The following is a 13400-nucleotide window of genomic DNA, read 5'->3' on the forward strand; positions in this document are numbered from 1 at the left end:
ATAGAGAGTTAAATCTATTCTTTTGTGCCTTTATTTTCCTACACAATCCCTTAATAGTTGTCCGAAGAATTTCGGCATTATCCGCTTATTTTTTGAATATCCAAATTTGGTTTTGCTGATTTAATTGAACCGGAGTGTCGTTTTGGCTCACGCCTATTACCTTGAAATTTTTATATGGATCTTTTTCATCTATTTTCGCTTCAATGGAAACCTTATCCTTCATCCCAGCTTTGAGTTCAATAAGGAATTCTGCGTGTTTTGATTGGATGAGATTGATCGTAATGAATTTTGAATTTTTGTTTACGGTAAACGATAAAGGCTTCTGTTCTCCATTCAACTGGGTGTAAATTTTTATATTTTCTGCAGGGTATAAGGGCGCATCCCCGAAAAGTAAATCTTTTCCGGTATTGTCAACGTAATTTAAATTGACAACCATTGGAATTAGGATATCTGCACAAAACGTTTTTTCATCGTCGTCTTTACAACTCACTATGGTAAAAAGTGCCGCTGCCAGAATTAATAGTTTATAATAATTTCTCATTTAATTGATTAGCTAATCGTTAGACGAGAATATCATTTGGTTTGCTACCGTATTAATTTTAATTTATTTGGTTGAGATAACAATCACTCCATTTTTAGATTTCACTCCATAAAGGGAATCCACTTCGTTATTTTTAAATATTTCTAAAGATTTGATTTTTTTAGGGTTAATTTCTTGGATGAAATTTGGATCCTTCGCGACTCCATCCACGAATACCAGAGGTAATCCAATCCTTTCCAATTCTCCATTTTTCTTTTCCCAAGATTCCCATCCACTTGGTCCTATCATGATGCGGTATCTCCTAGGGGATTTTAATTGATACTGACCGTCGGCTAATGACGACAGGATTTTTTCTTTAGCGCTCTGCATGTTAATTATTTCCTTAACCTTGGTAAGGTATTTTTCAAAACTGTCAGATTCAGAAACCGACATTTCGTGCTGATAGGCTGAAATAAAGTAACTTTTATCTTTAGCTTTATACGTGATTTCCAATGGTAAATACCCCGTTTTTTGTTTGTTATTTGATTTTATTTCTAAGAGATTAATCTGATCGATAAGCTCAAGAAATTCAGTTTTCTCTTTATTTGAAAGTGCTAACTTATGATAAGTCCCTCGTGTGGTGTCCATTCGATCAAGCATGGGACGTATTTCTTGCCACAGGAAAAGAGAATCATTGGAATACTCTATTTCAGCAATCCTTATATATTCTATATCCGAGGATTTAAGTTGACTTTGAGCTATTATTGGAATAGTAAATAGGGTAATTAAGAACAAACTTTTTATAGAAGTTGGAATGTATGGTTTCATAAAATTGGTTTTAAAGGGTTAATGATTATTTGAATCACTGCTCTCAATATATTCTTATTGCCTGAGTGATTAACCTCACTTTAGTTTTATATTCTCTAAATTTATACAATAATTTTCAAAAAAATACATAATATTTTGAGACCCAAAAAGTTATCGTATAATGGAATAGGAAAAAGGAATACAGCTATTCAAAAAGTTTATGGCAAACACTGATCTAGAAACTCTTGTTACCGAAGAACTTTGTAAGCCAGAAAACCTGAACAAGTAACAATTTCCCTGGATGCCTGAGTAGGCCGTTGATCTAACGCGAAAGCAGATTATAATTTTTTAATTAGTGCCGGTCCCGCTTCAGAAGCGGTGATCACAATGCCAGTAATAATGGGGGCATGTTGGATTATAGGCAAGTCTTCTGCCATGTAGCCATCCTAAGGTGTTCATTGGATGGCTGGGTCTATTCTTTAGCGACAATAGCTTAGTGTTTCAGCGTTCCCAAATGACGGTACGTATTGAGCATTACTCCAGTCGGTGAAGTCGCTGTGCTTATTAATTCCAGTTCCCGGGCCTTAAAGCTATCAGATAAAAGGCGTCTACCATGTCCTAATAATAAGGGATAGACAATCAGAACAACCTCATCAACGAGTCCTGCTTCCAATAATAAGGAGGTTAAAGATATACTTCCGGTCAACACCAGATCAGGTCCATCGGTTAACTTGATTTTGTGTAGCTCCTCTATGAAACCTTCCTCAAGCCCCTTTACAGGACCCCAATTCAGGCTTTCTGGCCTATGAGTGACTACGTATTTTGTTGCACCATTTATGGCGTTTGCCATCGGAAAGTCCCCAGCATTTGGCCAATATTGCAAAAACTCTTCATAGGTCTTGCGGCCAAGCAGCATGTCAAATTGTGTACCATACCTCTCAAGAAGCATAGCCATCCCCTCAGGGGTGCGAAACGGTGCCGTCCATCCACCGTATTCGTAGTTTTTGTCATGCTCAATTACACCATCAAGGGAAATGTGTTCGAAAATTCTAATCTTTCTCATTGTAAGGTTGTTTGTTTAAAATTCTCTAAATTTAAGGTAGATCTATTGCTTGCATAGGGGGGATTCCCGACAATACCAGGGGGCAATTAACCAAAGATTCACTGGAATGCAGGAATAAAAGAAGCTTGATTAATAGATACGATCCTGATAAAAAACAATTATTTAGGTATGGGCAACGTCTCGAGAAAAAAGAAGATGTTGTTGACTAAATTTAGCACTCTGAATTGAGTTCGATTAATCAGATAAAAAAATATTTTAATATTCCATCCTGAGAATTTTTGTGTCAACTAAAATAAACGAATAACTGATCGAAACTCATTTGAATACAAACATATTTCATTAATTTTAGTTTCTTTACATAGTCATACAAACTAGTAATACAAACTCGACTTAACGTTCTATCTAGCATGAATAAACTTTTCTTTTTTTTGCTTTGCCTGTTTATATTCCCTTTGGTAACCCTTGGTCAAGAAAAGGACCTTACTGCTGATGAGCTTTTTCTTCGGGCACGTCATTTGGCTTTCGAACAAAATGATTATTCGCAGGCGATTAAATTAAGCAAAGAAGCGTTGGCAAAGGCCCCTGATTATACTGATCTCAGCGTGTTTTTAGGTCGTTTGTTTACGTGGTCCAAACAAGCAGATTCCGCCAGGATGGTATTTGAAGGTTTGCAACTAAGACAGGTAAATTCTGAGGATTTCTTTTTGGCTTATGCCTCACTCGAATATTGGAACGATCAACCATCCAAAGCGATTGCCTTGATCGATAGCGGGCTGACTTTGCATCCCAGCTCACAGGACCTCTTATTGCTAAGGACCAAAGTAAATTACAGCAATAACAATTTTAAGGAAGCCGATAAATCTATCACTCAGCTGCTCAAGTTGAATCCTAGGCACACCGAAGCACGAGCTCTATCCAAAAATATTCAAGAATATTCTGCAAAGAATGCTATTGGACTTACTTATAACTTTGCGTACTTTGATAAACAATTTGAGGATAATTGGCATATTGTAGGGGTTAACTATCGCCGCATGACATCTATTGGGCCTATCATCCTTCGTGCGAATTACGCGAATAAATTTGCAGACAATGGACTGCAGCTAGAACTTGAAGCCTACCCAAGGCTTTCTAAAATGTTCTATCTATATATCGGAGCCGGGTATTCGGATAATGTAGGCATATTCCCAAAGTACCGCACTGGAGTTTCTCTGTATGCTAATTTACCAAATAGCTTTGAGGGAGAAATAGGGTATAGACAAATTTATTTTAGCAATAATATATGGATGTATACCGCATCGGTAGGTAAATACGTTCAGAATTTCTGGTTCAACTTCCGAACATATTTGACCCCTGGCCAGGAAAATATTTCTCAATCTTACACTGGTACCGTACGTTATTACACAAAAGGGGCTAATGATTATATAGGCTTACTCATAGGAAGCGGATTAAGCCCAGAGGAAAATCGTAATAACTTACTGGATAATGCACCTTATAAACTTAAAACATTCAAAGTCGGTGCGGAATATAACTTTTCCATCAACAAGACCAATTTGTTCTCACTTTCCTCTACATATTATAACCAAGAGTTTAGACCGAACCAGAAAGGTAATCAATTGGACCTTGTCTTGGGCTATACCAAAACATTTTAAGGCTTTAATGTAAGGTTGAAATAATTAGTTAGGACGCTATCCGGAAGAAGCCTCTTTTTTTGCTCAAAAAGCTTGTTCTTGCGTTTAAAGGCCTCAAAACGATGAGTAATAATGTCGTAAGTAGAGGCGTCAGTAACAGGTTCTTCGTTCAAATGCGGATCAAGCTTGTAGAGTTGGCCGTGGGAAAGGTGATAAGTCCCGTAAACAAAATCATCCAACTGGTTTTTACTTTGCATTATGGGTACTCCATTGCTTTTTGTAGAAATACCCTCTCCTAAACCTCTTCCAATCCAAGCGATGGTTTTGGGAGTCCTAATGTTGAAATTCTCGCGATAATAGGCCAATAGGGTTGGAGCGACATCGAAATGACTCACAGGATGAGAAAAGGTACGTGTTTGTTTTAAAAGAGGCGAATAGAGGATGAGAGGCACGTGGTACCGATCAATCTTATTTTGCAAGGGGATTTCAGGCATGCTGTGATCCCCCGTTATCAAAAATATGGTGTTTTTATACTCCTCTCGTTGTTTATATTCCTCGAAAAATTTTTGTAAAGCATCATCTAGATTTAGAACAGTTACCAGCTGTTTACGATTTTGAATGGCCCAATTTCTCTGTTCCTTTGTCAGATCCAATCTCAAGAGCCTTTGATCAAAGCGTTTCTCGTAATAAGAACTATTATTAATTAGAAACGGATTGTGGGTGGAGAGTGTCATCAACACATGAAAATAAGGTTGTTTATTGCCATTTTGCACCTCTAATAACTTATTCAAAACAGCTTGATCTTCGTATCCCCAACTTTCTCCATTTTCTTCGGGAAGCTTCTTGTAAGGAGGAGCAAAGGATCCTTGATCAATTAACGTATCCACTACACTATAGTCCGCATACTTCTTCATGAAATCGAAATTGGCATCCCCTCCATAGAAAAGACCAGTGGAAAAATTATTTTTCTGAAGTATATTAAATAAGTTAAAATGCGGCGTGAGAATTTTCTGCTCCAGAAAGCCATGACTACCAAACGGTAAAGAACCCAATACTGTTGGCAAGACCGAAAAGGTCCTCCCTGAGGAGCTAATGTTATTTTTCCAATAAAGTGACTCTCGTGATATTGAATCAATAAAAGGTGTAAAATTGCCAATATATCCGTCAGGCGAACTGTATGCATGGCCTAATCCCTCCACAATAATAATGACTAGATTGGGGATTTTTTCTGAGGATTGCATATATGAGCCAAGGATATCTTTAGTATTCTCGGTTCGCATAAAAGGATATTCCTGGTCACCCTCATCTGTATTGGGCTGCTTGTTCTCTAGCCAAGTCAACATGGCAGGGTTATCCTGAACATAATTAGTAATGTTTGAGTCGAAAAAATATCGCCATTTACTGCGCTGCGATTCACGTACAAATTCATCTTTTCCCTCGGGGAGAAATGTAATGAAGGAAATAAAACAAGAAATTATCCCAACCAAGGCAACAATTGCTCCTATATAGGTATGGATAAATGGCCGTCTTCCGGTCAGCCAAAAAGGTAGGCTAATCACCACTAAGAGGAGTAAAAGAAATGCTAGATTGGTTAAATTCAACATTCCGCTAGCTTTCAATATCTGCTGGATCTCTTCCATAGTATAATAGAAGACATCTGCGCCAAGTATATTACGCGTTTCTGCAAAATAGAGAAATAGAACAAATTGTGATAATACTACAAATGTGAACCAAATCTTTAGGAGTAGTTTGCTCCATGCCTGAGTGATGAACTGTAGAATCAAAAACAGCACACTAGTTCCGCCTATCAATTGAAAAGCAAAATGAAGATTGTCGAGAACCAATGGTCCTATTATATGTGCATCTGTAAGTTGAATAAACCGGCGCTCATACCACCAACATTCGGCACCTACTGCCAGGATGAAAAGGGCTAAAAAAACTAGGGAAATACTACCTAAATATTGGAGAGAACTCTGCAACTGAATGAGTATTCTTCGCCCATACGATTCTTGATTGGTTGACTGTTGAAATCCTTGGCGGGTCATCTCTCCCCATCCATGTTTTTTTCGAAAATAATCTACAATGCCCCGGATGCTAGCCCTAACCACAATAGGATGGAAATAAAAAGGTTCTAAAATCGCAGTAGCGACAAGTTTGGACAAATCTTGCTTTTTACTGTATACCTGATGATTTACCAAATCGACTAAAATAGCATAAATAGAATACAGAATACCAGAAGAAATCACCAAAGCAAATAGCGCTAAAAAGAAAGGCCAGTTGATAATTCCAAATAGGAGAAAAGTTAAGAAGACAATGTAACCAGAGAATTCGATTAGGGGTCCCAAGAACTCAAAGAAAAACCAGTAAGGAATGCTAATCAAACCTAACTTACCATACTTAGGATTGAACATTAGCTTCCTGTGTTTCCAAAGTGTCTCCATTGTTCCACGCATCCAACGGTTTCGTTGTGTCTTCAATACTGCTTTTGATTCAGGTACCTCTGTCCAACACAGGGGATCTGGAATATTGACAACTTCATAGGCTTCTCCTAGCTCTTCCATATATCGGCGCATTCGGACCACAAGTTCCATATCTTCCCCTACGGTATTTTTATCGTACCCCCCACAAGCTAGAACAATTTTTTTATCAAATGCACCAAATGCCCCAGAAATTAAGATCAATCCAGATGCTCTAGACCAGGCCATTCTTCCCAGTACAAAAGCACGAATGTATTCTAAGGACTGCATGCGTCCTAACCACGATTTTGGAAGATTAACACTGACTACCTTTCCATTTTCAATCTTACAGTTGTTGGCCAGTCGAATAACTCCGCCGCATGCGATGACTCTTTTAGCTGTTTGTTCCAGAAATGGCTTGGCTAATTTTAACAGGGCATCCTGCTCAAGGATACAGTCCACATCAATACACACGATAAAATCACCTGATGAAATATTCACTCCAACATTTAGTGCATCGGCCTTCCCTCCATTTTCTTTATCTACGACAACTAATTTTTTAAAAGCTGGATTTTTACTTTTATATACCTGGCGAATATCTTTTGTTTCCAACTCGCCCTGGACATAAAACGTAACAGGTTCCAAAGCATATGCATTTATCAGACGCTGCATGGAATCATCACGGCTGCCATCGTTAACAATAATGATTTCTAGATTGTGGTAATAGATAGACAAAAGAGACCGAACGTTGTCGACAATTGTCATACCTTCATTATAAGCTGGGGCAATCAGGCTGAATGAAGGAGCATTTGGATTGGTCGCTATTATCGTGTAATCAGTAAATGTATTATCATGCTTGTAACGTGATACCGCACCATACGCATAAAGGGCTATCCAGATATAAATGATAAAGATTGCTGTTGAGTATAAAAGAAACAGCCAAATCACAATTTCATATACAAGATGGGCAAATTCTAGCATGTCTTTTCCTGTAAAGAGTGTTTAATAATTTTTATCAATTTTATGGTTGTATCTTTATTTGCGATACGTTCGCGTAAATATTGTTGTTGTCCCAATAACACCAAAGCCTCGGCAGACAAAATTTTTAAGGCTACAGAAGGACTTTCTTCAAGTTGCTGTTGTAAAAAGGGTATGGATTGCTTGCTTTTTGATACTTTTAATGCCCGTATAATTTCAAGTTGCACTTCTTCTGATTGTTGGGGAAAAGTGTTCATCAATTGACCCACAGTCTCTGCTTTTTCCAAGGCCTGCAGCGTAAGGACAGCCTGTACGCGGATGCTGATCTCTGAATGATTTAATAGCATGAGAACGTCATCGTAAACAGGTAAAAGGCGGTACTTACGCGTAAGTCGCAATGCAAACACCACGACCGATGTGTTCTTACTCAACAACCAATCAGTAACTCGCTTAGCATGTGTCTGGGGAATTTCTTTAATTGACTGTAACAGGCGTAGTTGCTGCCAGTCAGATAAGAAATGATCGACCGTGTCTAAAAAATCAAGGCCTTCGTATCCCTTAAATCGAACCAAAGCGTATTGAGCTTCTTGATAAATTTGTTTATCTGTATGATTCAGTAAAGTCACGATTTCTGGGACAGCTTGGTCCATTCCCATAGCTGTAAGCTCTTGAATACCCCCAGCAACTAGATAAGGTTTTTTTTGCCGTATTTTTTTCCAAGCTTCATCCTGTAAATTGTAGATATGAAATAACTGGGTCACCTCGTTATGTGCTGCGCCAGAAAATTTTTGCTCTGATGCTACAAGCACACTTAAAAAGACACGACGGAACGATGGTTTTTGCAAGAATTTTGCAAATATAGTATCTGGTTGGTCAACAGCATTCCCCTCTACAATAGCCTCGGCGACTTTATGTTCAATCATTTGTGTCCATAGTTGCCGGTCATGTAAAATTTTATGCCTGTGAAAGCTATAGAACAAGACTAGAATGGCTAATAGCAAGACTAAAATCAACACAATAATAATCGCAATTATAAGCTCATGAATAGTAATCCTTTGTAACATAAACTGACCTTATTTGTTTATCAATCGTCTGATTCGCAAAAGTAACTCATTTGGACTGAAGGGTTTAACCATAAAATCAGAGGCCCCTAAATCGAACGCATCGACCACAACCTCCTCTTGTCCCATGCTGGAAAGAACGATCACCGGTAATTTTTTTCCGAAACCCTTTATGGCTGACAAAATTTCAATTCCAGAGGCAAAAGGCATCATTATATCGGTAATCACTAAATCTACTTCTAGTTCCCGAATAGTGTCAATTGCATCTTTACCGTTTCTAGTCAAAATGACTTCATGTCCTTCCTTAATCAATTTGTGTTCAATGGTTCTAAGGATTAATTCATCGTCTTCTGCTATTAAAATCACCATGTTATCGCTCGTTTAAAAGTTTTGTAATTAGTTTTAGACCTAACTCTACTTCTTCCTCAATCAAGGTTGTGTCTAAAGATTTCGGATTAATATTGTTTTCTAAATCGGAAGCTATCTTGGAAAGCTTTACTAATCCAGCTGTTGATGCCGTTCCCCGCATTTTGTGAAGAATCTGCTTCATTTGGGCTGTATTTGCCGCAAGTTTTGCCTTGTTTAAATTATCTCTTGCTTGTTTGATCTCCTGCATGACAAGCTCAAGAAAAAAACGCACAAAACTAGGGTCATCTCCCGTTTGTTCATTGAGAACATCTAAATCCAAATGATCTTTTAGTTCAAGAATATCTTCTTCTATTGGAACCTCTTGTTGTATAAATTTTTGCAAGACTGATTCTAAATCATGCTGACGAATGGGTTTTGGTAAAAAATCTGACATTCCCGCAGCCAAACATTTTTCTTTTTCTCCGGATACATTCCCCGCGGTTACACCAATGATGGGGATCTCCTTATATCCCTTTATTTCCCGGATTTGTTTTGTTGCTTCGATCCCATCCACTTGCGGCATTTGTACATCCATGAGAATGATGTCAAAAATCTGTTCCTTACAGGCTACAATCGCCTCAGCTCCATCTTTCACTTCGATAAGTTCGGCATTTGGCATAATTGAGGCCATTATTCGTGAATTTAATACCATGTTAACCGGGTTGTCATCAGCGAGTAAAACACGAAATTGCTGCCTGTAAACAAGGTCGTTACCTGATGTACTGTTTACCGAGGTCCTATCATTGCCTGTCTTGTAATATTCGACTGCCCTACGTATTGTGTGGTATAATTCCTCAGATTTAATAGGTTTAAGTAAGCAAAAAGAATGTTCTTCTTGTCTAAATGCTGAAATCACTTCGTGTTCTTCGGATGACGTGTGCAAAACGATTAAAGGCGTCTCTTGATCTTGCTTTTGGAACATTTCTTTGATCTTTTTAATGGTTTCAAGGCCCGAAAGGATAGGCATGTGGTAGTCCATCAATATCATATCAAAACGTTCTCCTCGCATTATGAGCTGCAAAGCCTCCATTCCATTCTCAGCCAAAACGGAGTCCACCTGTTTGAATGCTAACATATGTTGAAGAATCATCCGATTATTAGCATTATCATCAACAATCAATACTCTACGAAGTGGAAGTTCTTCAATTTCTTGCTCGTCTCCTAGCTCAAAAGGAACCTCTAAATCGAAAAAGAAGGTCGAACCAACACCTATTTCACTTTTTAGCCTCAACTCGCTACCCATGTATTTGAGTAAGTTATTTGAAATGGTCAATCCCAATCCCGTACCCCCATACCGCTTGCTGACAGAGCTATCTTCTTGCGTAAATGCATCAAAAATACGCTGCTGTTTGTCTATTGGAATGCCTATACCGGTGTCCCTTACAGAAAAACGTAAGCGCATAAGATCAGCTGTTGAGCTACTTAGCCGTTCTATTTTCAATTCAATCTCACCTTGCTCGGTAAATTTGACAGCGTTTCCTAATAGATTGATCAATACTTGTTTGATCCGGGCTTCGTCAATCCAGATAAAGGAAGGCAAGTCCTGTTGAATATTTAATAAAAGTTCAATATCTTTTCGTTGTGCCTGGTACAATACGACATTTGTAACTTGATTCGCCAAATCATAAACGCCAAATTTATCAATATATAACTCCAGTTTACCGGACTCTATTTTAGAAAAATCTAAGATATCATTGATGATATTCAACAGGCTGCTTCCAGATTCGTTAATGTAGTTCAGGTACTGTTTTTGAGTGTCATTCAGCGGTGTTTTCAGCAATAGATCTGAAAAGCCTATCACGCCATTCAATGGCGTTCGGATTTCATGACTCATATTCGCCAAAAATTCGGATTTCGCCTTACTCGCCATATCGGCTAGTTCCTTTGCTTTCTTTAGTTCTTCATTTCCTCGTACAGAATCGGTTATATTTTGTGTAAAGATGATAATCCCTCCAATATTGCCTTGGGCCAAATGCCATGGTCGGACCTCCCAATTAAAATGTTGAGCATCAGCCACACCTCCCGCCTGAATTACCTCGTCTACATTTTTGTAAGATTTTCCGGATAAAGCGTCTTCATAGATTTTTTTTCGTTCGGTGGGGATATCAGGAAAGATTTCAAATAGATTTTTATGAAGAAGGTCTTCATGTGTTCCTCCTTTATGAAAATCATCGAGCCACTGGTTGCTGATTGAGACGTAATTAAAATCTCGATCCAACATCGCGACAGATGCCGGTACATAGTCGACGAAAGCTTGCAGCATCGCCTCTTTTTTTGCCAATTCCAAATACAGGGTCTTACTATGGTCAATATCCTGTATAATGCCAAAAATCCGCTTACACCTCCCATTCTCCATTTCTGGAATACCTTTAACCCGTACCCAAATAGTCTCACCATTCCATTTTTTGAGTCTCAATTCCGTATAATAAGGTTTTCCTTTTTTGATGGCTCCTTCTACGATTTTCTTTAGTTTTACTTTACTGTCTTCCTCGTAAAAACTAATTGCTGTTTCGAAATTTGGTTGAAAATCTTTATCAACGCCATGAATTAATTTGGTCGAATCAGACCAATAAACTTTATCTTCTTCCAGGTTCAATTCCCAACCACCAACTTGGGCGACGGCATTTGTTTGTTCAAGAATTTGCTTCGTGTGCAGCAAATCATTCTCCAGACGTATACGATCGGTCATATTGAGGGAGGTACCTACGACATATTTTTCTCCATCCACATCCGTCTCCAGCATGTTATGGTACAACCAGTAAATGGATTCACCGTCCTTAGTTTTTAGAACCATCATTCCAGAGTCTTCCCCTCGTTCAGCTATTCGTTGTAGATAATCATCCACCAATTGTATATGATGTTCAGGCACGAGATTACGCAAGTTGAGGTTCTTAACCTCCCGGCGACTGTACTTTAAAAGCTCTCGTCCTTTTTCATTGACAGAAAGAATATTTCCCTGGAGATCATGCATACTCATTAAGCCGATTGCATTTTCAAAGAAGTTTCTGAAGCGCCTTTCCGAATTAGCCAACTTTTCCTTTTCTTGGATTTCCTTCGTAATATTTCTTCCAAAGGCAAATATTTCCTTTGTGAGGGGGTCATATTTAAAATGCCATTCAATAATGGTGGCACCTTCCTCCAGCTCCGTATAGGTTGTCAACTGCGCCTCATATTCGGTATTGGCTAATCCCTCCAAAGTTTCCTGCAAGCTTGAATCCGAATTTTTTAGCAGATTAATAAATGGGGTTTGAACTATCGAGGTGCGAGACACCTTTAATACTTCAGTGAAAGCTGGATTTACATCTTTAATTTGAAACTGCTCGTCCAATACGCAAATCATATTGTTCGTAATATGAAATATTTCGGAAAAATATCCAGCTTGAATTTTCCTTTTTTTTCCTAATAAAATCTTGGTAACCGCTCTGGCGAGCTGTTCGAGGGAATCTATTTGTTTTTGCGACAAGGATTTTGGATGAAAATCAATCACGCAAATCGTACCCAAGATATAGCCTTCATCGTCAATTAATGGAGCACCCGCATAGAAACGGATATTACCCTCCCTGATTAAAGGGTTGGAAGAGGAACGATCATCCTCAAAGGTGTCTTCAATGACCAGTACTTCTTTACTCAAAATGGTATATTGACATACCGTATTCCTACGCTCGACGGTGTCCAGATCAAGACCTACGCAACTTTGTATCCGCTGTGTATCTTCCTCCATCATGGCTATGAGCGAAGCAGGGCTGTCTGTAATCAAACAAGCTGCTTGCGCAAACACGTCAAGCTCAGGATCTTTCCCTATTCCCAGGAGTTCATATGATTTAAGCTTCTTAATACGTTCCAACTCAGAACTTGGAAGTGGGTAGTTTTCCATAAATTAGGACTACATTAAAGTGTGATTTAGTATTGTCTGTGAAGTTAATAAAAAACTTTCATCAAGTCTTATAACAAGAATAATAGAGGTTTTTGCAAGATTCTCTAGAGCATTAACAATCCTAAAATGAAAAAGTTGATATAATTCGTATTAGTAGACCGTTTACCACCTTACTGGATTTTTTAAAAAAATATCAACTGATTTAAGTTGCCGGAGGGCTTTGAATCTATCGAATAACAGCGCTATTGTGAGATAATGTCTCCTTGATCGCTTGCTGCAAATGCTCTCGCAGATACGTCTCTCAGACCTAGCTAAAAATGAGGTCAAATCAAAAGGAGTAAATGTTAGTCCTACAAATCGAAATGCTTTTTCACTGCATCAGGAAACTTTATTAAAATTAGAAATGCAACGGATAATTTTTCAACGGTAACCTGAATAGTTCTATCCGGCTCAAGGGAAGAAAAAAGTTTGACTATGAAATAGCCGTGAACAATATTCTGGATGAAAAAAAATCTCAATATATACGCTGAGCGAAGGTTTCGCTCTGAATCAAGCCTACAGATTAAGAGGTAGGACGGGCCTCTTAGAACAACCTGGAGTTTTTA

General features: G+C 38.4%; 8 protein-coding genes. 1 reads left to right on the plus strand and 7 read right to left on the minus strand.

Going from position 1 to position 13400, the window contains the following annotated elements:
- Positions 1-85: 85 nt before the first annotated feature.
- The 3 genes from AC6CHH_RS09085 to AC6CHH_RS09095 all read right to left on the minus strand — a co-directional run bounded on the left by AC6CHH_RS09085 (position 86) and on the right by AC6CHH_RS09095 (position 2390).
- Positions 86-541, minus strand: coding sequence for a hypothetical protein (locus AC6CHH_RS09085; RefSeq protein WP_498282008.1), 456 nt, complete (start codon positions 539-541; stop codon positions 86-88).
- 63 nt (positions 542-604) lie between these two features.
- Positions 605-1348: a hypothetical protein gene (locus AC6CHH_RS09090; RefSeq protein WP_498282010.1), complete on the minus strand. Its 744-nt coding sequence runs from the start codon at positions 1346-1348 to the stop codon at positions 605-607.
- 472 nt (positions 1349-1820) lie between these two features.
- The gene (locus AC6CHH_RS09095; protein WP_498282012.1) at positions 1821-2390 is read right to left on the minus strand and encodes a dihydrofolate reductase family protein; all 570 of its coding nucleotides are present in this window, start codon (positions 2388-2390) and stop codon (positions 1821-1823) included.
- Positions 2391-2797: 407 nt separating this feature from the next.
- On the opposite strand from AC6CHH_RS09095, the gene AC6CHH_RS09100 reads away from it, so the two are divergent.
- On the plus strand, positions 2798-4039 hold the full coding sequence (locus AC6CHH_RS09100; RefSeq protein ID WP_498282014.1) for a YaiO family outer membrane beta-barrel protein: 1242 nt from the start codon (positions 2798-2800) through the stop codon (positions 4037-4039).
- Here AC6CHH_RS09100 and AC6CHH_RS09105 read toward each other — a convergent pair.
- The 4 genes from AC6CHH_RS09105 to AC6CHH_RS09120 form a co-directional block, all read right to left on the minus strand.
- Positions 4036-7455 (minus strand): sulfatase-like hydrolase/transferase, encoded by a 3420-nt coding sequence (locus AC6CHH_RS09105; protein ID WP_498282016.1) that lies wholly within the window; start codon positions 7453-7455, stop codon positions 4036-4038. The two genes, AC6CHH_RS09100 and AC6CHH_RS09105, sit on opposite strands and share 4 nt — an antisense overlap.
- Positions 7449-8453, minus strand: coding sequence for a HEAT repeat domain-containing protein (locus AC6CHH_RS09110; RefSeq protein ID WP_498282018.1), 1005 nt, complete (start codon positions 8451-8453; stop codon positions 7449-7451). The genes AC6CHH_RS09105 and AC6CHH_RS09110 overlap by 7 nt, the downstream gene beginning before the upstream one ends.
- A 72-nt stretch (positions 8454-8525) precedes the next feature.
- Positions 8526-8882, minus strand: a complete 357-nt coding sequence (locus tag AC6CHH_RS09115) for a response regulator transcription factor (RefSeq protein ID WP_498282020.1) — start codon at positions 8880-8882, stop codon at positions 8526-8528.
- Position 8883: 1 nt separating this feature from the next.
- Entirely contained in the window at positions 8884-12795 is a 3912-nt protein-coding gene (locus tag AC6CHH_RS09120; RefSeq protein WP_498282022.1) for a response regulator, read from the minus strand.
- Positions 12796-13400: the final 605 nt, after the last annotated feature.

The sequence above is a fragment of the Sphingobacterium sp. GQ94 genome, assembly GCF_059758715.1.

What these genes read in the sequence shown, in the direction of transcription:
- AC6CHH_RS09095 (WP_498282012.1), bottom strand. Translation starts at nt 2,390, where the DNA reads ATGAGAAAGATTAGAATTTTCGAACACATTTCCCTTGATGGTGTAATT.
- AC6CHH_RS09120 (WP_498282022.1), bottom strand. Translation starts at nt 12,795, where the DNA reads ATGGAAAACTACCCACTTCCAAGTTCTGAGTTGGAACGTATTAAGAAG.
- AC6CHH_RS09090 (WP_498282010.1), bottom strand. Translation starts at nt 1,348, where the DNA reads ATGAAACCATACATTCCAACTTCTATAAAAAGTTTGTTCTTAATTACC.
- AC6CHH_RS09100 (WP_498282014.1), top strand. Translation starts at nt 2,798, where the DNA reads ATGAATAAACTTTTCTTTTTTTTGCTTTGCCTGTTTATATTCCCTTTG.
- AC6CHH_RS09085 (WP_498282008.1), bottom strand. Translation starts at nt 541, where the DNA reads ATGAGAAATTATTATAAACTATTAATTCTGGCAGCGGCACTTTTTACC.
- AC6CHH_RS09115 (WP_498282020.1), bottom strand. Translation starts at nt 8,882, where the DNA reads ATGGTGATTTTAATAGCAGAAGACGATGAATTAATCCTTAGAACCATT.
- AC6CHH_RS09105 (WP_498282016.1), bottom strand. Translation starts at nt 7,455, where the DNA reads ATGCTAGAATTTGCCCATCTTGTATATGAAATTGTGATTTGGCTGTTT.